This window comes from Herbiconiux sp. L3-i23, from assembly GCF_023734115.1.
GTDB lineage: Bacteria > Actinomycetota > Actinomycetes > Actinomycetales > Microbacteriaceae > Naasia.
In genome coordinates this window covers 1,012,032-1,035,319 of the sequence record NZ_AP025737.1, presented here as the reverse complement: position 1 = coordinate 1,035,319, position 23,288 = coordinate 1,012,032, and the positions used below count along the sequence as shown (strand labels likewise).

The window sequence follows — 23,288 nt, the reverse complement described above, 5'->3', positions numbered from 1 at the left end:
GTCAGGCTCCCGCCGCCGAAGTCTCGAAAACACCGTCGAACCGATCGGCCGCCAGCGGTCCGACCGCGGTGAGCGTCCACGGCGCGGCCGCCAGCTCGGCGGCGAGATCCTGGACGTCGCCGAGCGACACCGCGTCGTAACGCCGGAGGCTCTCATCGAGGTCGACGAACTCGCCCGTCGTGATCTCGCTACGACCCAGCCGCGACATCCGCGTGTCGGAGTCTTCGAGCGCGAGCGCCGACCCGCCGGACAGCTGGCCCACCGTGCGGCGCAACTCGTCGGCGTCGAGCCCGGCGTCGGCGAGCTCGCGCAGCTGCTCGTGCATCAGCCGCGCGACCGCAGGCGCTTTCGCCGGAGCCGACGCGGCGTACATGCCGAACAGCCCGGCATCGGCGAACGTCGCGGCGAACGAGTGGACAGAGTAGGCGAGGCCCCGCTTCTCGCGGACCTCCTGGAACAGGCGCGACGACATGCCGCCGCCGAGCGCGGCCGACAGCACCGCGAGGGTCGGACGACGCGCGTCGGTCGCACCGAAGGTGGGCGCCGCGATCAGCAGGTGCGCCTGCTCGATGGGGCGCTCGACGACGATCGGCGCAGCCCCGCTTCCGAGATCGGCGGGAGCGGTCGAACGCCGCGCTGCCGGCGCGACTGCTGCGCCGAGATCCCATCCGGCGGTCTCGAGAGCGCGAGACACGGTGGTGACGAGCGCGTCGTGATCGACTCCCCCGGCAGCGGTGACGATCAGACGGTCGGGCCGGTACTCGCGCCGGTAGTAGGCGTCGACGGCGTCGCGGGTCGCCGCCCCGATCGTGCCGGAATCGCCGCCGATCGGACGCCCGAGCGGGTGGTCGCCGAAGACGGCGTCGAAGCCTCGCTCGTTGACGAGGTCGGCGGGATCGTCGGCCGCCATCGCGAGCTCCTCGAGGATGACCTCGCGCTCGGTCTCGAACTCCGCCGGGTCGAGAACCGATCCCGCGACCATGTCGGCGAGCACCTCGGTGGCCATCGGGAGGTGGATGTCACGGACCTTCGCGTAATAGCAGGTGTACTCCTTCGCCGTGACGGCGTTGTGCTCACCGCCGACCTCGTCGAAGGCGATGGCGATGTCGAGCGCTGACCTGCTCGGCGTGCCCTTGAACAGTAGATGCTCGAGGAAATGCGTCGACCCGAGCGCGGATCGCTGCTCGTCGCGCGAGCCGATCGGCACCCAGAACCCGATCGCGGCCGACTGTGCGCCCGGCACGTTCTCGGTGAGGATGCGCAGGCCGCTCGGAAGAACAGTGCGCCGGACGGTCGTGCCGCCGGCGGCCTCGAACTGCAGCTCGGCCTCGGAAAGGGGAAGTGCGACCGCGCCACTCATCGGTTTCAGCCTACGCCACCCGTCCGTTACGGGATCGGCGGCACCCGAACTGGGGACAGGAACGAATGGAGGACAAACAGACTTGTCTGTCCCCCTCTGCTATGTTCTTCGAGGGAGTTCGCTCCCGTCAGGGCCACCCACCCTGACTTTTGCCGGATCCCGGGCGTGTCCCCCCAACCGCCGTGATCCGCGGTTCGAGAGTTTTACCCGAATCGAAGACAGGCCGCGCGTCCCGCGCGACCGAGAGGAGACGCTGTGGCGGCCGAACCCCCCATCCCGGCCGCCCGGCGTCCCTCTGCCGCGAAGCTCCGCCTCCTCGAGGTCGCCGATCGCCTCTTCTACGCGGAGGGCATCCACACGGTCGGCATCGACCGCATCATCGCCGAGGCCGGCGTCACGAAGGCGACCTTCTACAAGCAGTACGGCTCGAAGGACGCCCTCATCCTCGAGTACATCCACGGGCGCGACCGCCAGGTGCGCGAGTCCCTCACCGAGACGGCCTTCACCAGCACCTCACCCGAGAGCACCCTCCGAACTCTGGTCGACGCGATCGTCGCCGACCTGTCCCGCCGCGACTTCCGCGGCTGCCCCTTCCTCAACGCCGCCGCCGAGTTCTCGGACGAGAACCACCCGGTGCGGCGCGCGATCAGCGAGCACCGCGACTGGTTCACCGAGTTCCTCGAGTCGAACCTGCAGGCGATGGGCCACCCGCACCCCGGTGCCGCCGCCGACGAGCTGTACCTGCTGCGCGACGGCGCCATGGGCGGCGGATACGCGGGAGACCCGATCGCCGCCACCTCGGCGCTCGGCCGCGCGGCCGACCGCATCCTCTCGGACGCCGCGCGTGCGGCCGCCGAGAACAACGGGGCGCAGGCCTAGTCCGCCTCTCCGAGGAAGCTAGGCCGACGCGCGATCGAGCGCGACGACCTCGGCTCGACTGAGGCGCACCCCCGCCGCTTTGACCAGGGCGTCGACCTGCTCGGGCGCGCTCACGCTCACGAGCGGCGCGGTTACGAGCGGCTTCGTCATCAGCCATGCCAACGCGATGGTTGCCGAAGCGAGGCCACGGTCGCTCGCGATCTCGTCGAGCGCGTCGAGCACACGCAGCCCGCGCCGATTCAGATGACAAGCCATCTCGTCCCGACGGGACGGCGGCAGCGCCGCCTTCTCGCTGCGTCGTCCGCGGTACTTGCCGGAGAGGAATCCGCCGCCCAGCACGGTGTGGGGCAGCACTGCGAGCCCCTGCGCGCCGACGACCGGCGAGAGCGACTTCTCGAACTCGGTGCGGGCGAGCAGGTTGTAGGGCACTTGGACGCCGGCGAATCGCGGCAGCGTCAGCTGTCCCGCGACGACCCGAGCCTCCATCAGGCGCTCGGCGGTGTACCCGACCGCGGCGAGCTCGCGCACCTTGCCCGCGCGGATGAGGGCCTCCGCCGCTGTGAGGCTCTCTTCGAGGGGAACGTCCCGATCGTCGGCGTGGAAGTAGAGCACGTCGATGTGGCCGGTTCCGAGCCGCGTCAACGACGCGTCCACGGCCCGTGTGATCGCCCCCGCCGAGAGGCCGGGCTCGTCGTCGGAGAGGGCCACCTTGGTGGAGAGGATGATCTCGTCGCGATTGCGTTTCTCCCGCAGCCAGGTGCCGATGAGGACCTCGCTGCGGCCGGCGGCATAGGAGTCGGCGGTGTCGATGGCGTTTCCGCCCGCGTCGGCGTAGGCATCGAGGATGCCGCGGGTGGCGTCGGTGCCGGCGGTCCAGCCGAAGGTACCGCCGCTCAGGACGAGGGGGAAGATCTGCATCCCCGTCTCGCCGAACGAGCGCAGCCGGAACGGCGGGGAGACGGCGTCGAGCACCGGGCGGGTTTCGACATCGGCGAGTCGCTGCAGGCTTCGCGCGACCACCTCGAGCGCCTCGGCGACGACCGGAACCGTGTCGACGACCGCCGGCGCGATGGGCGTTGCGTCAGGCGCGATGGGCGCTGAGTCGGTGTCGGCCGCGGTAGCGATGGCGGCGGGAGGGATGACCGGAGGTGCGGGGCGTTCCGGCTCGGGCCAGTCCCACAGGGGCACTTGGAGCGCGATCGGCTCACGCTCGGGCGGAGCCGCTGGAACGTCGGAGTCGACAGTCATGTTCACCCCCACAGACCCCTGGGAGTTCATGGTAGACCGCCGAGTCCACGGCGCGCCTGACCGATGGTCGAATCGTTATGTGCAGCGGATCCGACGGGCGGAACGGAACGACTCAGGCGGTCACGCGGTCGAGGTGAGCGATCTGCTGACGGTTGAGCAGCGGCAGCCGGGCGCCCTCGATGAGGTCGAGCAGTTGGGCGCCGTCCTTCGCCCGGATCGCGACCGCGGAGATCTGCGCCTTCGAGAGCACCCAGGCGATGGCGACGCGGCCGATGTTCTCACCGACCTCATGCGAGACCTCTTCGAGGGCGGCGAGGGCACGGTTGCCGCGACGCCCGACGTAGCGGAGGGCCGCGGCGAACATCGGCGACGACGGCAGGTCCTCGCGCGTGCGGAAGTCGCCGCGGAGGTATCCGCTCGCGAGCGGCAGGCGGGCGATCACGCCGAGCTCGTACCCTTCGGCGACCGGCGCGACTTCGCCCTCGTAGACCGACCGCTCCATGAGGCTGTACTCGGCGACGAGCACCTCGGGGGCCGGGATGCCGAGACGGGTCGCGGTCTGCATCGCTTCGACCGCACGCTTGCCGCTATAGGCGGCGAGGGCGAGGTGGCCGACCGAGCCGCGGGCGATCAGTTCGGCGACCGCGGTGAGGCTCTCCTCGAGCGGAGTTTCGGGGTGCTCCCCGTCGAAGGAGAGGATGTCGATGTAGTCGGTGCGGAGCCGTTCGAGTGACGCGTCGACGCCGTCCTTGATGCTGCGCGCCGAGAGGCCGGGGGCGTCGGGGTGACGACCGACCTTGGTGGCGACGACGAAGTCGGCTCGGTGCTGACGTTCGAGCCACGCGCCGATCATGATCTCGCTGCGGCCTCCGGCATAGTGATCGGCCGTGCTGATGAGCGTGCCGCCGGCGGCCGCGAATTCGCTCAGCACCTCGATGGTCGCGTCGTACCCGGCGCTCCATCCGAAGACCGAACCGTCGATGCCGTACGGGTAGACGGAGAGTCCCGTCGGTCCGATGGAGCGACGCAGGGGCGCTTCGGCGATCGTCGTCACAGCTCTCCTTTTATCACCCGCCAGCGTTCTCTCAACGGCTTAGCGTCATGATAGCCGGATGTGCGCCCCCGGGGTGGGGCGCTTGACGTCTCGTCCGGGATCAGTGAAGGGCCAGGGCACGGTCGACCGCCGCCAGAGCGTGGATCTTCGTGGTCGCGAAGACGGGCACGTCGGTATCGCCGTCGCCGATCAGCAACTCGATCTCGGTGCACCCGAGCACGATCCCCTGAGCCCCGTGCCGGACAAGCGACTCGATTACTCGCTGGTAGGCGCGGCGCGAGTCAGCGGAGACGATGCCGTGGACGAGTTCGTCGTAGATGACGCGGTGCACCACTTCGCGGTCCGACGAGTCGGGCACGATGACCTCGATGCCCTTGGCGGCGATCCTGTCGACGTAGAAGTCCTGCTCCATGGTGAAACGGGTGCCGAGCAGGCCGACCTTCTGCACGCCTTTCGCCAGGATCGCGTCCGCTGTGGCGTCCCCGAGATGCACCAGGGGGATGCCCACCGCGTCCTCGATGCTCGACGCCACTTTGTGCATGGTGTTCGTGCAGAGCACCAGGAAGTCGGCGCCGGCCCGTTCGAGGCGTCGAGCCTCATCGGCGAGCAGCGCTCCCGCCTCCTCCCACCGCCCGGCCGCCTGCAGGGTCTCGATGTCGGCGAAGTCGACCGAGGTCAGCAGGATGCGCGCGGAGTGATAGCCGCCGAGCCGGGCGGCGACCTCCTTGTTGACGAGGGAGTAGAGCAACGCGGTGCTCTCCCAGCTCATACCGCCGATGAAGCCGATCGTCTGCACTCCTCCATTGTGCCGACGATCAGGCCTGCAGCACCCAGCCGCCGACGATCTCCTGACTGAACGGCACCGAATACGCCATCAGCGCGCCGGCCTGCGCGTCGCGGAAGATGCGCTGGATCGGCGACCTCTCGAGGTAGCCGCTGCCGCCGCCGACCTTCACGGCGACCGCCGCCGCCTTCTTGGCCACCTCGTTGGCGAGCATCTTCGCCTCGGTCGCGTTCGCCATCGCCTGCGGATCCTTCCGGTCGGCGAGCCACGCGGTCTGCTCGGCGAGCAGGCGAGCGGCGCGCACCTCGGCCCAGACGAGGCCGATCTCGGACTTCACCCACGACGCGTCGGCGAGGGTCTCCGTCGATCCGGGCCCCGCCGGTCGCGACGTCGCATACGCCTTCACCGCGTCGAGCGCCGATTCGGCGATGCCGACCGACAGGAACGCGAACGCCACGGTGATGAGGTTCGCATAGTCGGCGGCCGGGGCGGAGCAGCGGCGGCCGCTCTCGAGGAGCATCCCGTCGAAGACGACGCTACGACTGCGGGTGGCGCGCATCCCGATGGTCTGGTCGATGGGCGGGAACGAGACGGTGTCGTCGACGGTCGCACCGAAGAAGGCGGGTGCGCCGTCCACGCGGACGTTGAGGAAGAAGTGATCGGCGATCTCGGATCCCGAGACGAACATCTTGCGCCCGTTCAGGAGCCACCCGCCGTCGACGGGGGCGACGTCCTGTTGCGAACTCAGGAAGAAGTTCCCTCCCGCCGGCTCGGACAGCGCGTTCGAGAACCGCTTGCCCGCCTTCAGCTCCTCGGCGAAGAACGCCGCGGCGGGAGGCGGCGACAGGGTGACGAGCGCATGGGCGGCGCCCATGTGCATGAGCCAGACGGCTGCGACGGCCGCGTGCGCCGCCGCGAGGATGCGCACGACCGTGCCGAGCGTCGTGTACGAGAGCGCCTCTCCCCCGTGCGAGGTCGGAAGGAAGGCCGCATCGAGTCCGCTGTCCGCGAGCGCCCGAAGATGCGCGACGGGCAGCTCTCCTGACCGGTCGTCCGCGGCGACCGTCGCCGCGAATCCCTCGGCGAGATCGCTCACGACGTCGATCCAGTGCTGCTCGGCGGGCGGGACGGACACGGGAGAGGTACGGGTCAGCATGGCTGCCTTTCTGGGCGGGATCTCGGAGCGGGGTGGCGCGGCGTTCAGTGTTCGCCGCAGGAGTCGACGGGGCCGGGGAGCAGCACGTCGACGAAACTCTGGTGCTGCGCGTCGATGAGCCCGAGCTCGGTGACGCCGAGGTCGGGCACCACGTAGAGCCCGACGAACGACAGGATGATGTAAGGCGAGGCGATGTCGCAGCCGAGCGCGCGGGTCGCGGCGTGCCCGACGCGGAGCGCCTCGGCGGTTTCTTCGAACGGCGCGGCGCTCATCATCCCGCCGACCGGCAGCGGCACCCGGGCGAGCACCTCGCCGTCGGCCACGGTGACGAAGCCACCCCCCATGCGCCGCAGTTCCTCGACGGCGTGCAGCATGTCGTCGTCCGTCGCCCCCACGACCGCGATGTTCATGTTGGGGCAGTTCATGGTGATGGCGATCGCGCCGCGCGACAGGCCGAAACCCTTGACGAAGCCGAGGCCCGCTCGGCCGTCTCCGTGGTGCCGGTCGAGCACGGCGATCTTGAGCACGTCGTTCACGGCGTCCGAGACGACGAGCCCGTCCTCGACCGCGAGTTCCGCCTCGAACGCGCGCTTGAAGTAGCCCCGGTACATCTCCATGGCGCGAACGCGCGCGCGGTCCGCGCTTCCCGCGGGCGCGGGCAGAGCGAAGAGGTCGGCAGGAAGCGATGCCGGAAGGTGCACGGTGTCGCGCGCCCAGTCCGGGATTGGGTCCGTGTTCTGGAACAGCGCGTGACCGTCGCGGGCGACGATCTCTCCGGCGACGACGACCACCGAGGGTCGGGCCTCGGCGAGATCGGGGATGATCTGCAGATCGGCGAGGCGGGACGGCGCGAGCAAGCCCAGCACCTGGTCGAGCCGGTAGTACGCGGCGGGCTGCGTCGTCGCCATCCGGTACGCGGTGCCGGGGTCGACTCCGAAGCGGATCGCCTGCCGCACGTGGTGGTCGATGTGCCCCTCGGTGCTGAGGTCGAGCGCGTGCTTGTCGTCGGCGCAGAAGCTCATCGAGCGGAGGGCCGGGACGATGGCGTCGAGATCGGCGAACAGGGGAACCGTGTTGTCGGTGAGCGAGGATCCCATCACGGTGACCATCGCGCCGAGCCGCACCCGTTCGAGCACCTCGTCGACGGTCGCCGCGTTGTGGTCGTCGCTGATGCCCGCCGCGAGGTACCCCCACAGCGACTCGTGCGACTGGGCCGCGGTGTGACCGGTGAGACGACGGCCGGCGGCGAGAGCGGCACGGAACCGCCCGGTGGACTCGTCGCCGTAGTCGAACGGGTTGCTCTCGCCGAGCGTCGCGGTGACGTCGTCGAGGAGCCGTTCGCGGACGACCTCCTCGGGGATGATCGCACCTCCGCGTTCCAGCTCGGGCGCACCGGGCGTGGTGGGCGACACCTGCTGGAAGATGTGCAACGGCGTCGTCGTCTGCAGCATGAAGTCCATGCCGCGAGGCCCCCAGACGTTCGCCGCGCCGTTCGGATCGGTGAGCACGGTCGTCGTGCCGCGGGCGACCGCCAGCCGCCCCAATTCCCCGGGAGTCAGGTTCGTGTACTCGACGTGCAGGTGCGAGTCGATGAAGCCGGGGACGACGTGCGCCCCGGCCGCATCGATCTCGTGCTCCGCATCGGCGAAGTGCCCCCAGGGGGTGAGAGTCGCGATGTGCCGACCGGCGATGACGACGTCGCGTTCGAGGAACTCGTCGGTGCCGGGAGAGAGCACGAGCCCGCCGCGCACGATGAGGTCGGGCCTCTCCCGTCCCGCGGCGACGGCGCGCAGCCGGCGCAGCTCATCGTCGGTCGGGTAGAGATCGCCCTTCCGCGTCATCGCGCATCCCCGCCGCTCGCGGTCTCGACCGCCGCGGCGGTCAGGTCGGCGCGCAGCCGGGCCTTGAGGTCGTCGTCGGCGAAGGACGCGTCGATGGAGCGCGCCGCGAACCCGACGAGATCGTCGAGCCCCAGGCCGAACTCGACGGAGGCGACCGACCAGTCGGTCTCGAGCGTGGTGCCGAGCGGGGCGGGATCGTCGGTGTTGAGAGTCACCGCGACGCCCGCGTCAAGCAGCCGGGGCAGCGGGTGAGATGCCCAGTCCGGGTAGACGCCGAGCGCGACGTTCGACCGCGGGCAGACGTTGAGGGTGATGCCGTCGGCGACGAGTCGCTGGACGAGCGCCTCGTCTTCGATCGCGCGGATCCCGTGGTCGATGCGCTCGGCGCCGAGCAGGTCGATCGCGTCCCACACCCCCTCGGGTCCGCTGGACTCCCCTGCGTGCACCGTGCGGTGCAAGCCGCCTGCCGCCGCGAGTCGGAACGCGTCGCGGAACTTCTCGCCGGTGCGGCCGGTGGTCTTCTCGTCGCCGTCGACGGAGAGGGCGACGACCCTTCGCAGCCGCGTCTCGATGAGCGAACGGACGATGTCCTCCGCCTCGCTCGCGCTCTGGGAGCGCAGTAGCGAGTAGGCGACGCCGACCGCGCACAGCCCGTCCTCCTCGGCGGAGTCGAAGCCGGCGGCGAACGCATCCACGAGGGCGAGTTCGCGCCCACGCCAGGCGCTCCAGTGGGTCGGGTTGACGATGACGTCGCTGTAGCGGATGCCCGAAGCGCTCTGGCGGGCGGCGAACGAGTACGCGACTCGGAACGCCTGATCGGCGGTGCGGACCAGGCCGCACTCCCAGTCGAGGAAGCGGAGGAAGCCGCTCAGGCCGCCGGTGCCGACACCGGTGCCACCCTCTCCTGTCGTCACCTCGGGGATCTCGAACACGTCGTGCGTCCCGACGTCGAAGAGCGTCGCCGCAGGTCCGGGAAGGGCGACGCCGTTCTCCTTCGCGAGGGTGAGCAGGTCGATCAGCGCGAAGGCGCCTTCGAGGTGGACGTGCAGCTCCGCCTTCGGCAGCGCTCGGATCTGCTCCTCGTCGACGCGGACGGGAACGGGGCGCTGCATCGACATGGTTCTGGGAGGCCTCTCGCCGGTGCGAACACCCGGGTGGCGTTCCTGCTCACCAGCACGTTACCGAGAGCCGACCACTTGTTGACAAGTTGGACGGCCGATGACGGGAGGTCTTAACGAAGGCGTAACACGCGGGCGGTAAGCGGGGAGGGCCGCCAGGCCCGTCGCGAAATGACGAAAACTCGGCCCGAGTTGTGCTTCGTATCGCTTCGCTCAACGGGCGCGGTTCGGCGTTGCCAAGTTGGGCGCCATCTGCCAACCCGTCGCATCGCGGGGCCGCTGCGCGGCGGCTCAGCGACCAGCGATCCCGGTCACCCCGGAGGGCCGCCAGGCCCGACGCGAGATGACGAGCCCCGGGGTCAGTGGAGGGTTTCGCCGCGTTCGAGCATCTCGACGTACTGGGCGGCACGGGCCAACCTGCTCGATTCGCGCTTCAGGTTCGTGATGCGGAAGATCATCGCGAAGCGGTTCTGCGACGACTGCGCAGCGAAGGCGGCGGCCGCGGCCGGGCTCGCGTCGAGCGCCGCCTTCAGCTCCGCAGGAACCTCGGCGTCGCGCTGACGATAGGCGGCATCCCAACGCCCGTCGGCCTTCGCCCGCTCGATCTCGGCGTGACCGCCCTCGCGCATCCGGCCCGCCTCGATGAGCCTCGCCACATGCTCCTGATTCACTTTCGACCAGATGCTCCGCACCCGCCGCGGACTGAAGGACTGGATGTAGTAGTCGGCGTCGAGCGAACTCCCCTGCCCATCGATCCATCCGAAGCACAGCGCCGCGTCGAGGGCTTCGGCGTAGGTGATGCCGGGGAGCGTCGTGTTCTTCTTGCGCAGGCGCAGCCTCACACCGGTCTCGGGCGGATCGTTCTCGAGGAACCGCTCCCACTCTTCGACCGTGTCGACGTGCAACTCGGGCTTGTCGGCGTGCGCAACCATGCCGGCACGCTACTCCGCGAAGCGGTCAGGTTCTGTCCGCTTCGAACGGGAAGCGCGGCACGGCGTCGATCGCTTCGACGACGAGTGCGTGAAGCGCCTCGGGAACGCTACCGTGCACCCAGCGGATGATCGCGAACCGTTGCGCAGCCAGCAGCACCGCGGCGAGCAGACCGGCATCCTCACGCGAGCCGATCCGGTCGACCGACTGCAGAAGCGTCGTCGCAAATAGACCCTCTGCGATGAATGCCCCCTCGAGCCACACGCTGGTGAGCGCGGGGGTATCGTGCAGCAGGCGGTACGCGAGGCGGGCGGCGCTCATCCCCCCGGGGTAGGACGCGAGCGAAACCTCGAGCGCCTCCGCGGTACGCACCGACAACGAGCCCGCCTCGGAGTCTTCGAACGCCCGGCAGAACCGGAGCGCGGCGTCGTCGAGCAGCGGGCGGAACACGTCGCCCTTCTTCGCGAAGTAGCGATGGAAGGTGCGCTGCGACACGCCTGCCCGCGCGGCGATCTGCGCGACGGTCACCGCATCCCAGCCGAACTCCTGCGCGAGTGCGAGCGCCTCGGACGCGATGGCGAGTTTCGACTCCTCCACGCGACGCTCGACGAGAGAACGGCCCTGCGTCGCGATGTCGTCCACGGATGTCACGATAACCCGAACCGCGCATGGCAGATTCTGCCAGCACGACATAGACTGCCGCCGCGGGTCACCCGGACTCGTATGAGAAGGGAAACACTGTGCAGGGATTGCTCGACGGCAAGGTGGCCGTCATCACCGGCGGAACGAGCGGCATCGGCCTCGCGACCGTCGAGGCGTTCGTCCGCGAGGGCGCGAAGGTCGTCGTCGCGGACATCCAGGACGAGCCGGGTGCAGCGCTCGTCGGACGGCTCGGGGACGCGGTGCACTACGTCCACACCGACGTCACTGTCGAGGCGGACATCGAGGCCGCCGTTGCTGCGGCGGTCGAGCGCTTCGGACGACTCGATGTCATGTTCAACAATGCCGGCACCCCCGGCGATCAGTCGCGCATCGTCGACCTCGACACCGAGGGCTACGACAAGACCACCGACCTGCTCATGCGAGCCGTGCTACTCGGTCACAAGTACGCCGCCCGCCAGTTCATCGCGCAGGGCTCGAACGGGTCGATCATCTCGACCTCCAGCCTCGCCGGGCTTCAGGGCGGATGGGGCGGCGTCGGCTACACGTCGTCGAAGCACGCCATGACGGGCATCGTCCGCGCCGCGACCTCGGAGCTGCGGGGCACGGGCATCCGGTCCAACGCGATCGCGCCCGGGCTCGTGATGACCCCGATTTACGCCCGGTACGCGCAGATCGAGGCAGAACGCGCCGAGGAGTTCAGCGCCCGCCTCGGCGACCTCCTCGGGGACGAGCAGCCCATCGGCCGCATCGGCCAGACCAGCGACATCGCCGACGCCGCCGTCTTCTTGGCGAGCGACCTGTCGACGTGGATCACCGGTGTCGTCCTGCCGGTCGACGGCGGGTTCAGCGCCGTCGGGCGCAGCACCTTCGAGCAGAAGCTCGGCCAGGCCGCCGCAGAGTTCCACGGCTGATCCGTTCCGAACGACGAAGGCCCGCCCCGCTTCGACAGCGGGACGGGCCTTCGTTCGTTCAGACGACTCAGATGGAGGCGTCGACCGCCTCGGCACCTTCGGCGCCGGCCTCAGCCGACTCCTCGATGACGGGCGCGAGCGACAGCTTTCCACGGTCGTCGACCTTGGTGATCTCGACCTGGATCTTCTGGCCGACACCGAGCACGTCTTCGACGTTCTCGACGCGCTTGCCGCCGGCGAGCTTGCGGACCTCGCTGATGTGCAGCAGGCCGTCCTTGCCGGGCATGAGCGACACGAACGCACCGAAGGTGGCGAGCTTCACGACGGTGCCGATGAAGCGCTCCCCCACCTCGGGGTTGTGCGGGTTGGCGATCGCGTTGACCGCGGCGCGCGCAGCCTCGGCCGAGTCGCCGTCGACGGCGCCGATGTACACGGTGCCGTCCTCTTCGATCGAGATGTCAGCGCCGGTGTCGTCCTGGATCTGGTTAATCGTCTTGCCCTTCGGGCCGATCAGCTCACCGATCTTGTCGACGGGGATCTGGACGCTGATGACGCGAGGCGCGGTCGGCGCCATCTCGTCGGGTCCGTCGATCGCCGCGTTGAGGACGGCGAGGATGGCCGTGCGGGCCTCCTTCGCCTGCTTCAGCGCACCGTCGAGCACGCTCGAGGGGATGCCGTCGAGCTTGGTGTCGAGCTGGATCGCGGTGACGAACTCGCTGGTTCCGGCGACCTTGAAGTCCATGTCGCCGAGCGCGTCTTCGGCACCGAGGATGTCGGTCAGCGCCGCGTAGCGGGTCTCACCGTCGACGGTGTCGGAGACGAGGCCCATGGCGATGCCAGCGACGGGGGCGCGCAGCGGCACACCCGCGTTCAGCAGCGACAGGGTCGAGGCGCAGACGGAACCCATCGAGGTCGAACCGTTCGATCCGAGAGCCTCGGACACCTGACGGATCGCGTACGGGAACTCGTCGCGCGAGGGCAGCACCGGCACGAGGGCGCGCTCGGCGAGGAAGCCGTGCCCGATCTCGCGACGCTTCGGCGACCCGACGCGGCCGGTCTCACCGGTCGAGTAGGGCGGGAAGTTGTAGTGGTGCAGGTAGCGCTTGTGCGTGACCGGCGACAGCGAGTCGATCTGCTGCTCGAGCTTCAGCATGTTCAGCGTGGTGACGCCCAGGATCTGGGTCTCACCGCGCTGGAAGATGGCCGAACCGTGGACACGCGGAATGACCGCGACCTCGGCGTCGAGCGGACGGATGTCGGCGAGGCCACGACCGTCGATGCGGACACCCTCGGTGAGGATGCGGCCGCGAACGACCTTCTTGGTGACCGACTTGTAGGCGGCGGACACCATCGGGGGGATCTCGCCACCGAGCTCTCCGGCGTCGACCTTCTCGTTGATGGCCAGCTTGACGCGCTCCTTGAGGGCGTCGTCGGCGTTCTGGCGCTCGATCTTGTCGGCGATCTGGTAGATGCCCGCCAGCTCGGTCTCGGCGATGGCGGCGACGGCGTCGAACGCCTCCTGCGAGTAGGGCAGGAACACCGGGTAGTCGGCGATCTCCTTGGCGGCCTGCGCGGCCATCTCGGCCTGAGCCTTGATGAGCTGCTTCAGGAACGGCTTCGACGCTTCGAGGCCGGCGGCGACGACACCCTCGTCGGGCTTGGTCGCACCACCCTGGATGAGACCCCAGCTGTGCTCGGTGGCCTCGGCCTCGACCATCATGATCGCGACGTCTTCGTTGCCCTGGGCATCGGTGACGAGGCGACCGGCGACGGTCAGGTCGAAGACGGCACGCTCGAGCTGCTCGAACTTGGGGAACGCGACCCACTGGTCGTCGATCAGGGCGAGGCGGATGCCACCAATCGGGCCGCTGAAGGGCAGGCCCGAGATCTGGGTCGACGCCGACGCGGCGTTGATCGCGAGGGCGTCGTAGAACTCACCCGGAGCAATGGACAGAACGGTGATGACGATCTGCACCTCGTTGCGGAGGCCGTCGACGAACGACGGGCGCAGCGGCCGGTCGATGAGACGGCAGACGAGAATCGCCTCGGTGGAGGGGCGGCCTTCGCGGCGGAAGAACGAGCCGGGGATCTTGCCCGCGGCGTACGAACGCTCTTCGACGTCGACGGTCAGCGGGAAGAAGTCGAAGTTGTCCTTCGGGTGCTTGCTCGCCGAGGTGGCGGACAGCAGCATCGTGTCCTCGTCGAGGTACGCGGCGACGGCGCCCTGTGCCTGCTGGGCGAGACGGCCGGTCTCGAAGCGAATGGTGCGCTTGCCGAACTTGCCGTTGTCGAGAACGGCTTCGGCGAACTTGATTTCAGGACCTTCCAAGAGGTCTATCTCCTTTGCTTGCCGCATACGCAATGCGGCGTACGGTCAGCTTCAGGAGCAGGGAGTAGGCAGGAAGGGCGACCTCGCAGAACTGTCTGCTCGGTACGCATGCTCTGGCCAGCAGTAGAAGTGCTCGGGAGGTTCTCGCCCGAAGACCACCACCGTTGACCAGCTTCGTGCCGGCCTGCTCCGTAGTGCTCGGCCCATATGGGCCTCCATCATTCTAACAGGAGGCCCGCTTTTCGGGGCGAGTCCCCCTTCGCGGGTCGCCCCAGGCCGGTGTCTGACCAAATGCAGGAGATTCTCGCGAAAAGTGTCGATATCGGCCTCTTCTGGCCTCGAATCGGCAAAATCTCCTGCATTCGGTCAGCGTGCGAGGGTGCGAGACAGCTCCTCGTTGCGCGTGCGGATGAGTCGCTCCATGTATCCGGCTAGCAGCAGGCGCTCGACCAGGCGGCCGAGCACTCCGAACGGGCCGTGAACTCGATGCGGTCGACCATGCGCGTGCTCTCTCCCTCCGGAAAGAAGAGGTGTTCGTGGCGGAAGCGTGCGAAAGGGCCAGATGTCTGTTCGTCGACGAAACGCGCCGGGCGGTCGTACGCGGTGATCCGGCTGGTCAGTCTCATGAGAACTCCGAAGTGGCGGGCCCGCCAGGTGACCGATTCGCCGGGTCCGATGAGGCCTGACGTCACGCCGGCGACCGCCTGCTCCCGTGACGCCGCCATGGAGCGAGTGTGGAGGTCGATATCGAGCGACGCGTCGAACGCGCGCTCGCGCGGGACCGGCAGGAGTGTCGTGAGCTCGAATTGAACCGTCACGCGCACCTCTCTCTGACCAAATGCAGGAGATTCTGCCGAAATCGGCCGATTCTCGCCTCGAAACGGCGCCCCGGACGAAATTCTCCTGCATTTGGTCAGAGACGCGGCGGCGGATGCTCTCGATGCGCTCGTTCCTCGCTTACTCGAGCCGTCTCGATACGGCGCTGGCGCGCCTACTCGACGACCGACCGCGTGTGCGACTGGTCCTCCGTATCGCTGCGCTCAACGAGCGGGGTGCGCACACCGGTCGTCGGGTAAGCGGAGCGTACCGAGACGGGTCGAGTAAGCGAAGCGCACCGAGACCATCACGCTGCGCTCTCGATGCGCTCGTTCCTCGCTTACTCGAGCCGTCTCGATACGGCGCTGGCGCGCCTACTCGACGACCGACCGGGTGTGCGACTGGTCCTCCGTATCGCTGCGCTCAACGAGCGGGGTGCGCACACCGGTCGTCGAGTAAGCGGAGCGCATCGAGACGGGTCGAGTAAGCGAAGCGCATCGAGACCATCGCGCTGCGCTCTCGATGCGCTCGTTCCTCGCTTACTCGAGCCGTCTCGATACGGCGCTGGCGCGCCTACTCGACGACCGGAACGGGGGTCGCGTCCTTCGTATCGCTTCAACTCGGTCGTCGAGTAGCGACGAAGGAGCGGATCGAGACGGGTCGAGTAAGCGGGGCGCACCGAGACCAGCAGCGCCGGGCACGGACTCGCCCCTTCGTATCGCTTCGCTCAACGAGCGGGGGTCAGGCGGTCCAGGTGCGGGCGTCCGGGTTGGTGACGTCCGGAAGGGACCGCTCGACGACCGGGGCCGCCCAGCGGGTCGCGTTGGCGAGCACCCGGCGGATCTGCGGGTGGAAGTACACCGGGTACTCCTGGTCGCCGGGGCTGAAGTAGAAGATGCGGCCCCGCCCGCGCGTGAAGGTGACACCCGAGCGGAACACCTCGCCGCCCTCGAAGTTGCTGATGAAGACGGTCTCGTCAGGGTCGGGGATGTCGAAGTGCTCGCCGTACATCTCCTGCTGAGCGATGACGATCGGCTGATCGACGCCCTGCGCGATCGGGTGCCCGGGCTTCACCGTCCAGACCAGCTCGCGCTCGGCGTCGTTGCGCCACGCGAGAGAGCAGGTGGTGCCCATCAGCTCGATGAAGATCTTCGAGAAGTGCCCCGAGTGCAGCACCAGCAGCCCCATACCGGACAGCACGTGCCGCCGCACCCGCGCGACGACTTCGTCCGACACCTGGTCGTGGGCAATGTGGCCCCACCAGGTGAGCACGTCTGTGTCGGCGAGCACCTCGTCGGTCAGGCCGTGCTCCGGGTCGGCGAGCGTCGCCGTGCGGATCGTCGCGTCCTCGCCGAGCATCTCGCCGAGGCCTTCGGCGATGGCGCCGTGGATGCCGTCCGGGTAGATCGCCGCGATCTCGGGCTCGGTGGTCTCGTGGACGCCCTCGTTCCACACCGTCACTCGGATGCTCATGCGTGCCCTCCCTCGGCGATGGTCGTGTCGAGCCCGTCTTCGAGCTTCTCGGTGTCGGCACCGTCCGGCTCGCCGAGCGTGTCGGGGTCGAGCCGGACCTCGCGTCCGAGCGCCGCCGACTCGTAGCAGGCGTCGATCAGCCGGGCGCGCCCGAGCGCGAGCGAGCCGTCGTTCGCCGCCCATTGCGCACGGTCGCGGACCTTCTCGATGAACGTCTCGACGACCGCCTCGTGCCCGCGACCCGGGTCGGCGTCGACGGCGACGTCGGTGATCTCCTCGCCGTCGCCGCCGAAGATCGTGAGCTCCCCCGAGGGCGCGTAGTCGACGACGCGCAGGTCGGCGCCGCCCTCGGTGCCGTACAGGGTGATGCCGAACTCGTCTCCCGCCGGGCGGTACGCCGCCCAGCTGGTCTCGATGACGATCGATCCGCCGCCTTCGAGCCGCAGCAGCACGGTCGCGAGATCCTCGACCTCGTACGCCGAGCCGACCTGCTGCTTGCCGTCGCCCGCACCGCCGCGGCCACGAGGTCCGAGCTCGGCGTGGGTGACCGCCGAGACCGCGGTGACCGCGGGCTCGCCGAACAGGTGCAGGGTGTAGTCGAGCACGTGGACGCCGAGGTCGATGAGCGGACCTCCGCCCGCCATCTCGCGGTTCGTGAACCAGCTCCCGAGCGAGGGGATGCCCGCGCGGCGCAACCAGATCGACCGCGCGTGATACGGCCGGCCGATGGTGCCGGCGTCGACCGCGGCCTTCAGCGCCTCGACGTCGCCCCGACGGCGGTGGTTGAACGCGACCTCGAGCACTCGGCCGGCGCTGCGCGCCGCGGCGACCATTTCGGCGGCTTCGTCGCCGGTGCGCGCGATGGGCTTCTCGCACAGCACGTGCAGGCCCGCTTCGAGAGCGCCGATCGTGATAGGCGCGTGCAGGAAGGTGGGTACCGCGACGCTGACCGCGTCGAGGCCCTCGATCGCGACGAGGTCGGTCCAGTCGCGCACCGCGTGCTCGACACCGAACTTCTCGGCCAGCTCGGCGAGCGGGCCTTCCTCCATGCCGGCGATCGCGACGAGTTCGACGCCGTCGAGGGCGTGGTAGGCCTCCATGTGCTGCTGGCCTGCCCAGCCGAGGCCGACGACGCCGACGCGCAGCGGTGCGGGGGAAGCGGTCATTTCGTTCGACCTCCGAGATCGAGCTGGGTGCGGAAGGAGTGGGCCATGCTGTCCGGCCCCTCCCATCCTGCTACGTCGGAGTGGGCGGTCCGTTCAGAATCGGCGATGAGGTCGCGGGCGAGCAGCACCGACCCGATGACGGGCGGAACATCGGCGACCGAGACGTGGGAGGAGACCCCGTCGCCCAGTGTCGACCGGATGCGCCCGAGCAGCCGCTCGTCGCCCGACTGCAGCAGTCCCCCGCCGAGCAGCACGGGCAGGATCTCCTCATCGGGCCAGCCGAGTCGGCCCCGCGCCGCCTCCACGAAGAGCACCACCTCGTCTGCGAGGCGGTCGACGATGCGTCCGGCGACCGCGTCGCCGGCCGCGGCGGAGTGCAGCACGAGCGGCGCCAACTCGACGACGCGGTGCGCGGCGATGCGGCCGAGCATGATGCCCTCGGTGACGGCGAGCGCGCGGTCGACACCGAAGTGCCGGGCGATACCCTCGGCGAGCGCGGTCGGCTCACCGCGGCCGTCCTCACTGCGGCAGGCGGCGAAGAGCGCGGCGCGACCGACGTCGCCGCCACCGCCCCAGTCGCCGCTGACCTCGCCGATCGAGTGGAACCGGACATGCGTACCGCCGCGCACCCCGACCGCGTTGATGCCGGCGCCGCACACGACGGCGACCCCATCGCCCCCGCTCGGGTCCGTGCGCATGAGGGCGAAGACGTCGTTCAGCACGACCAGCCGGTCGGCGATCGCGGACGAACGGACGACCTCCTCGTAGGCGGCATCCTGCTCGGGCAGGTCGAGCCCTGCCACGGCGAAGGTCGCGGCGGCGTAACCCGACGTCGGCAGGCCGAGCGCGGCGAGCCTGTCGCGGACCAGCCCGAGCAGCGCGTCGGGCGAACCGAATCCGCCCATCACTCCGGGTCCTTCGGCGGCCGCGGTCACCCGTCCGGACGGCTCGGCGACGGCGATGTGGGTCTTCGAGTTGCCGACGTCGACGCCGAGCAGCCGCCCCGTCACGTCGCCGAGGGCGATTCGATGCCGAGCTCGGCGAGCGCGTCGGCGAACTGCGGCAGGTACGGGGCGCTCGTCTCGAGCAGGCGCGGCAGCAGCTCCTCGACGGTGTCCCACTGTCCGACGATCGGATGCGCGAGGAGCGCCCGACGCACATCGTCGACGTCGCCCGACAGGGCCGCCTGCACGGCGAGGCGCTCGTAGGCGCTCACGTGTTGGATGGGGCCGAGCAGCAGCGGGGGGACCGGAGCCTGCTCCTGCGGGACGATGCCCGCGGAGCTGACGAGGCTGCGGGTCTCGATCACGTCGTCGTCGGCGAGGCCGGGGATGATGCCGCGGTTCAGCACGTTGACGACGTGGTAGCTCGGCTCGGGGTCGTAGAGCGAGGCGAGCAGGTCGACCGCGGCCTCGCTGTAGAACGCGCCGCCGCGCTTGGACAGCTGCTCGGGCTTCTCATCGAGCTCGGGGGACTTGTAGAGCTCCAGCAGTTCGGCTTCGAGCCGGGCGACGTCCTCGGCGCGCGGCGTGGAGTGCCGCATCTCCTCCAGGACCTTGTCATGGAAGTAGTAGTACCGCAGGTAATAGGAGGGATAGGCGCCGAGCAGCCGCATCAGGTGCTCGGGGAACGGGACGTGCTCGAGCAGTTCGGGCATCCGCTCGGCGTAGATCGTCGGCACGACGTCCTCGCCGTCGATGAGGATGCGGCGCATCCACGAGAAGTGGTTGAGTCCGACGGGGTCGACGACGACGCGCGACGGGTCGACGTCGAACAGCTTCGCCGCCCACCGCTGCTGACCGATCGCGTAGTTGCACAGACCGACGGCACGGTGCCCGGCGCCGAGGAGCGCCCGCGTGATGATGCCGGTCGGGTTGGTGAAGTCGATGATCCACGCGTCGGGCTTCGCGATGCGGCGCACCTCGTCGGCGATGTCGAGCACCACCGGTACGGTGCGGAGCGCCTTCGCGAGACCGCCCGGTCCGGTCGTCTCCTGACCGATGCAGCCGCACTCGAGCGGGAACGTCTCGTCTGCGAGCCTCGCCGTCTGACCGCCGACCCGCAGTTGGATGAGCACGGCGTCGGCGTCGCGGACCGCCTCCGTGCGGTCGGTGGTGAGGGTCACCGCGATGTCGAGACCCGCTTTGGCGAGCATCCGCTTCGCGACACCGCCGACGATCTCGAGCCGCTCGGCGTGCACGTCCATCAGGAAGAGCTCGTCGACGTGCAGGCGGTGATCCTGCGCCGAGAGCCCCGAGACGAGTTCGGGCGTGTAGGTGGATCCGGCTCCGATGACGGCGACCTTCATGTTGTCAGGCACTCCTCGTGTCGTTCTCGTTCATTGTCGTCCTACTCCTTCACGCCCGTGAGGGCGATGCCCTGCACGAACTGCTTCTGCGCGAAGAAGAACAGCACCACGACGGGCAGGACGAACAGGAGCGTCGCCGCCATCGCGAGGTTCCACTGCACCGCGTACACCGAGCGGAACTGCGAGAGCCCGATCGACAGCGTGTACCACTCCTGGTTGGAGCCCAGGTAGAGCAGCGGGTTGAAGAAGTCGTTCCAGGCGAAGAAGAAGGCGAAGAGCCCGGCGGCGACGATCGCGGGTCGCACCATGGGCATGAAGACCGACCAGAGGATGCGGAACTCCCCCGCCCCGTCGATGCGCGCCGCGTCGATGTACGACCGCGGCACCGACACGAAGAACTGACGCAGCAGGAAGATCGTGAACGCGTCGCCGAACAGGGCGGGCACGATGAGCGGCAGCGGTGTGCCCACCGCACCCACCTGCGCCCACATCACGTACAGCGGAACGATCGTGACCTGCGGCGGCAGCATCATCGCGGCGATGATCGCGATCCACAGCGCCCGGCGACCCTTGAACTTGAACGTCGCGAGCGCGTAGGCGACCGGAACGCTGCTGACGATGGCGAACACCGTCGTCGCCACCGCGATCAGCACCGTGTTCGCGACGTAGCGCACCAGGGGGATGCGGTCGAAGACCTCGGCGAAGTTCGCCCAGTTGATCGGGTCGGGGATCAGGTTGCTGGTGAGGGCCTGCTGGTCGGTCATCAGCGCGGTCGTCACGATGAAGAACAGCGGCGCGAGGAAGACGATCAGGAGGGCGATCAGCAGCGAGTGTCGGGCGATGCCGCCGAGGATCGACCGGCGCGACAGCCGGCGCTTCGCGGGCGAGTCCCCTGTCGCGCCCCGGCGCATCCCGTCGAGGTCGACCGGGCGTTCGAGCATGCTCGTCATGTCAGCTCTCCTCGGAGTGGATGCCGCGCCGAGTGGCCGCGATCATGATGACGGTGACGACGAGGGTCGCCGCGAACAGCACCATCGACAGCGCCGCGGCGTAGCCCATGTTGAAGTAGCGGAATCCCTGCTGGTAGAGCACCTGCGTGAAGAACAGCAGCGTGTTCTGCGGGTACCCGAGGTTGTCGGCCGCCGACCCGGAGCCGCCGCCGATCACGGTGCTCACGACGTACGGCTGCGAGAACAGCTGCAGGCTGGCGATGACGCCGGTGATGGTGGCGAAGAGCAGCACCGGCGAGATCGTCGGGATGGTGATGCTCCAGAATCGGCGCAGCGGCCCGGCACCGTCGATCTGCGCGGCCTCGAGCTGCTCCTGCGGCACCTCGTTGACGGCCGCGAGGAAGATGACGATCGTGTTGCCGACGCCCCAGGTGGTCAACATCAGCAGGGAGATCTGCGACAGGTTCGGGTCGTGGAACCACAGCGGCTGCGGCAGCCCCAGGAACTTGAGGATGGCGTTGACCGGTCCGGTACCCGGGTTGAGCACGAACGAGAACGCCATCGCGGCGGCCACCGGGGGCAGCAGGGTCGGCAGGTAGAAGAGGGTCCGGTAGATCCCCGCCCCCGAGCGGATGCGGGCGAGCACCGACGCGACGCCGAGCGCGAAGGCCAGACTCACGGGCACCGAGACGACGCAGAACACCAGGGTGTTGCGCAGCGCGGTGCCGATTTGACGGTCGCCGTCGAACATGAACTGGTAGTTCGCGAACCCCGCCCACTGAGCCGGGTTGACGAGGTCGTAGCGGGTGAACGAGTAGTACAGGTTCGCCGCCAGCGGGTAGACGAAGAAGACCGCCAGCCCGATGATCCCCGGCGAGAGGAACGCGAGGATCGTCAGGCGCGTGCGCCACGGGTTCCCCCGCCGGACCCGGGTCGCCCCGGGTCCGGCGGTGCGGGATGCGACGGCCGTCACGGCGCGTTGCCTCCGGCGGCCTGCTCGATCTGGCTGTCGATCTGGGCGGCGACGTCCTCGAGTCCGCCCTGCAGATCGGTCGCCGATCCGGCCTGCCAACCCTGCGCGAACTGGCTCAGCAGTTCGCGCGGCGCGGCACCCGCCGGCGTGCCGGGAACGGAGCGCGTGGCCTCGTTGCCGGCGATGTCGAGCATGGTGTTGAACTGCTCGATGGTGCGCACCTCGTCGTCGGCGAGCGCGTCGGTGGTGGTCGGCACGTTGCGCAGTTCGAGGGTCAGCTGCACGAGGTTGTCGGTGTCGGTGGCGAGGTAGCGGGCCAGCAGCCAGGCCGCTTCCGGGTAGTTCGAACCGCGCGGGATGCCGACCGTCGTCCCGCTGATGATCCCCGCACCGTATTCGTCCTCGTTCACGTTGGGGATCGGCGCGGTCGCGTAGGCGAGGTCCGGAGCCTGGTCGGCGGCGAAGGCGACGCGCCACTCGCCGTCGACCATCATCGCGAGCTGTCCGGTGTGGAACGGGTTCTCGGCGGTGAACTCGCCGCCGATGGTCGAGACGTAGCGCTGCAGGTTGTCGTAGCCGTACCAGTCGACGAGCTCCTTCTGCCATTCGAGCATCGCCGCCCACTGGGGGTCGTCGGCCATGGCCGCCAGGCCGCTGTCGTCGTACCAGGTGAGATCCCAGCCGGGGGTCCAGGTGGCGACGTTGTTCTCGAAGAAGTCGAGGAACGGCACGAAGCCGGCGCGCTGGATGCTGCCGTCGGCGTTGAACACGGTGAGCGCCTTGGCGTCCTCCGCTAGCTCGTCCCACGTGGTCGGCGGTTCGGTGATGCCCGCCTCGGCGAACACGTCGGTGTTGTAATACAGCCCGTAGACGTCGGCGAGCACCGGCAGTGCGCACCGGGTGTCCTCGTATGAGGTGTAGGCGAGGGTCGACGGGAGGATCTGGTCGATGTCGACCTCCGACTCGTCGATGTACGACTGCAGGTCCTCGAAGACGCCGGTGGAGCAGTAGCTCGAGACGGCCTCGCTGTTGCCCGAGAGCGCGAGGTCGGGTCCCGTTCCCCCGCGGACCGCCTGGAGCAGCGTGTCATCGTTCTGGCCGCCGACGTGGTCGACGGTGATCCACGGGTACTCCTCGGTGAAGGCCTCGAGGCGGGCGTCGATGACGTCCTTCTCGCGGTCGCCGAAGAAGCTCCACATGGTGATCTCGACGGGGGTCTTGTCGTCTTCACCACCGTCGGTGTTGCCACCCCCGCCGATGCCTGCGGTGCAGCCGCTGAGGAGGAGTGCCGCCGCGGCGAGCGGGGCGATGATCAGTTTCTTACGCAAG

The 23,288-nt window shown here is 69.1% G+C and carries 20 protein-coding genes; 2 read left to right on the top strand and 18 right to left on the bottom strand.

Annotated features, from left to right (window positions below; translation table 11 throughout):
- Window position 1 precedes the first annotated feature (1 nt).
- On the bottom strand, window positions 2-1,360 hold the full coding sequence (locus tag NGH83_RS04870) for a pitrilysin family protein (RefSeq protein WP_251857943.1): 1,359 nt from the start codon (window positions 1,358-1,360) through the stop codon (window positions 2-4).
- A 255-nt stretch (window positions 1,361-1,615) separates the two neighbouring features.
- Here NGH83_RS04870 and NGH83_RS04865 point away from each other — a divergent pair, with 255 nt between their 5' ends.
- Complete coding sequence (locus NGH83_RS04865) at window positions 1,616-2,239, top strand: TetR/AcrR family transcriptional regulator (RefSeq protein WP_251857942.1); 624 nt, start codon at window positions 1,616-1,618, stop codon at window positions 2,237-2,239.
- An 18-nt stretch (window positions 2,240-2,257) separates the two neighbouring features.
- On the opposite strand, the gene NGH83_RS04860 is transcribed toward NGH83_RS04865, so the two are convergent.
- The 8 genes from NGH83_RS04860 to NGH83_RS04825 form a co-directional block, all read right to left on the bottom strand.
- On the bottom strand, window positions 2,258-3,487 hold the full coding sequence (locus NGH83_RS04860; RefSeq protein ID WP_251857941.1) for an aldo/keto reductase: 1,230 nt from the start codon (window positions 3,485-3,487) through the stop codon (window positions 2,258-2,260).
- Window positions 3,488-3,599: 112 nt separating this feature from the next.
- On the bottom strand, window positions 3,600-4,541 hold the full coding sequence (locus tag NGH83_RS04855; protein ID WP_251857940.1) for an aldo/keto reductase: 942 nt from the start codon (window positions 4,539-4,541) through the stop codon (window positions 3,600-3,602).
- Between the two features lie 100 nt (window positions 4,542-4,641).
- Window positions 4,642-5,337, bottom strand: a complete 696-nt coding sequence (locus tag NGH83_RS04850; protein ID WP_251857939.1) for an aspartate/glutamate racemase family protein — start codon at window positions 5,335-5,337, stop codon at window positions 4,642-4,644.
- 19 nt (window positions 5,338-5,356) lie between these two features.
- Window positions 5,357-6,481 (bottom strand): acyl-CoA dehydrogenase family protein, encoded by a 1,125-nt coding sequence (locus NGH83_RS04845; protein WP_251857938.1) that lies wholly within the window; start codon window positions 6,479-6,481, stop codon window positions 5,357-5,359.
- A 44-nt stretch (window positions 6,482-6,525) separates the two neighbouring features.
- The gene (locus NGH83_RS04840) at window positions 6,526-8,322 is read right to left on the bottom strand and encodes an adenine deaminase C-terminal domain-containing protein (protein ID WP_251857937.1); all 1,797 of its coding nucleotides are present in this window, start codon (window positions 8,320-8,322) and stop codon (window positions 6,526-6,528) included.
- On the bottom strand, window positions 8,319-9,434 hold the full coding sequence (gene add / locus NGH83_RS04835; protein ID WP_251857936.1) for an adenosine deaminase: 1,116 nt from the start codon (window positions 9,432-9,434) through the stop codon (window positions 8,319-8,321). Before add ends, NGH83_RS04840 begins: the two co-directional genes overlap by 4 nt.
- Before the next feature lie 365 nt (window positions 9,435-9,799).
- Entirely contained in the window at window positions 9,800-10,372 is a 573-nt protein-coding gene (locus NGH83_RS04830; RefSeq protein WP_251857935.1) for a YdeI family protein, read from the bottom strand.
- A 25-nt stretch (window positions 10,373-10,397) separates the two neighbouring features.
- Window positions 10,398-11,012 carry a TetR/AcrR family transcriptional regulator gene (locus NGH83_RS04825; RefSeq protein ID WP_251857934.1) on the bottom strand — a complete coding sequence of 205 codons (615 nt, stop codon included), beginning with the start codon at window positions 11,010-11,012 and terminating at the stop codon, window positions 10,398-10,400.
- Window positions 11,013-11,110: 98 nt separating this feature from the next.
- Here NGH83_RS04825 and NGH83_RS04820 point away from each other — a divergent pair, with 98 nt between their 5' ends.
- Complete coding sequence (locus tag NGH83_RS04820) at window positions 11,111-11,944, top strand: SDR family NAD(P)-dependent oxidoreductase (protein WP_251857933.1); 834 nt, start codon at window positions 11,111-11,113, stop codon at window positions 11,942-11,944.
- A gap of 67 nt (window positions 11,945-12,011) precedes the next feature.
- On the opposite strand, the gene NGH83_RS04815 is transcribed toward NGH83_RS04820, so the two are convergent.
- The 9 genes from NGH83_RS04815 to NGH83_RS04775 form a co-directional block, all read right to left on the bottom strand.
- Complete coding sequence (locus NGH83_RS04815) at window positions 12,012-14,273, bottom strand: polyribonucleotide nucleotidyltransferase (protein ID WP_251857932.1); 2,262 nt, start codon at window positions 14,271-14,273, stop codon at window positions 12,012-12,014.
- Between the two features lie 431 nt (window positions 14,274-14,704).
- A complete protein-coding gene (locus NGH83_RS04810) occupies window positions 14,705-15,097 on the bottom strand; it encodes an SRPBCC family protein (RefSeq protein WP_371872751.1) in 393 nt (130 codons plus the stop codon).
- A gap of 733 nt (window positions 15,098-15,830) precedes the next feature.
- Window positions 15,831-16,562, bottom strand: a complete 732-nt coding sequence (locus tag NGH83_RS04805; RefSeq protein ID WP_251857931.1) for a ThuA domain-containing protein — start codon at window positions 16,560-16,562, stop codon at window positions 15,831-15,833.
- A complete protein-coding gene (locus NGH83_RS04800) occupies window positions 16,559-17,728 on the bottom strand; it encodes a Gfo/Idh/MocA family protein (protein ID WP_251857930.1) in 1,170 nt (389 codons plus the stop codon). Before NGH83_RS04800 ends, NGH83_RS04805 begins: the two co-directional genes overlap by 4 nt.
- Window positions 17,725-18,738: a BadF/BadG/BcrA/BcrD ATPase family protein gene (locus NGH83_RS04795; protein ID WP_251857929.1), complete on the bottom strand. Its 1,014-nt coding sequence runs from the start codon at window positions 18,736-18,738 to the stop codon at window positions 17,725-17,727. The genes NGH83_RS04800 and NGH83_RS04795 overlap by 4 nt, the downstream gene beginning before the upstream one ends.
- Window positions 18,735-20,048, bottom strand: coding sequence for a 6-phospho-beta-glucosidase (locus NGH83_RS04790; RefSeq protein WP_251857928.1), 1,314 nt, complete (start codon window positions 20,046-20,048; stop codon window positions 18,735-18,737). The genes NGH83_RS04795 and NGH83_RS04790 overlap by 4 nt, the downstream gene beginning before the upstream one ends.
- 29 nt (window positions 20,049-20,077) lie before the next feature.
- Window positions 20,078-20,986, bottom strand: a complete 909-nt coding sequence (locus NGH83_RS04785; RefSeq protein WP_251857927.1) for a carbohydrate ABC transporter permease — start codon at window positions 20,984-20,986, stop codon at window positions 20,078-20,080.
- 1 nt (window position 20,987) lies between these two features.
- Window positions 20,988-21,959: a carbohydrate ABC transporter permease gene (locus tag NGH83_RS04780; protein WP_251857926.1), complete on the bottom strand. Its 972-nt coding sequence runs from the start codon at window positions 21,957-21,959 to the stop codon at window positions 20,988-20,990.
- Complete coding sequence (locus NGH83_RS04775; protein ID WP_251857925.1) at window positions 21,956-23,287, bottom strand: ABC transporter substrate-binding protein; 1,332 nt, start codon at window positions 23,285-23,287, stop codon at window positions 21,956-21,958. Before NGH83_RS04775 ends, NGH83_RS04780 begins: the two co-directional genes overlap by 4 nt.
- Between the last annotated feature and the right edge of the window lies 1 nt (window position 23,288).

Excerpts from the sequence above, each read along its gene's own strand:
- NGH83_RS04830 (WP_251857935.1), bottom strand. The coding sequence starts at position 10,372 with ATGGTTGCGCACGCCGACAAGCCCGAGTTGCACGTCGACACGGTCGAA.
- NGH83_RS04860 (WP_251857941.1), bottom strand. The coding sequence starts at position 3,487 with ATGACTGTCGACTCCGACGTTCCAGCGGCTCCGCCCGAGCGTGAGCCG.
- NGH83_RS04800 (WP_251857930.1), bottom strand. The coding sequence starts at position 17,728 with ATGACCGCTTCCCCCGCACCGCTGCGCGTCGGCGTCGTCGGCCTCGGC.
- add (WP_251857936.1), bottom strand. The coding sequence starts at position 9,434 with ATGCAGCGCCCCGTTCCCGTCCGCGTCGACGAGGAGCAGATCCGAGCG.
- NGH83_RS04870 (WP_251857943.1), bottom strand. The coding sequence starts at position 1,360 with ATGAGTGGCGCGGTCGCACTTCCCCTTTCCGAGGCCGAGCTGCAGTTC.
- NGH83_RS04845 (WP_251857938.1), bottom strand. The coding sequence starts at position 6,481 with ATGCTGACCCGTACCTCTCCCGTGTCCGTCCCGCCCGCCGAGCAGCAC.
- NGH83_RS04785 (WP_251857927.1), bottom strand. The coding sequence starts at position 20,986 with ATGACGAGCATGCTCGAACGCCCGGTCGACCTCGACGGGATGCGCCGG.
- NGH83_RS04840 (WP_251857937.1), bottom strand. The coding sequence starts at position 8,322 with ATGACGCGGAAGGGCGATCTCTACCCGACCGACGATGAGCTGCGCCGG.
- NGH83_RS04805 (WP_251857931.1), bottom strand. The coding sequence starts at position 16,562 with ATGAGCATCCGAGTGACGGTGTGGAACGAGGGCGTCCACGAGACCACC.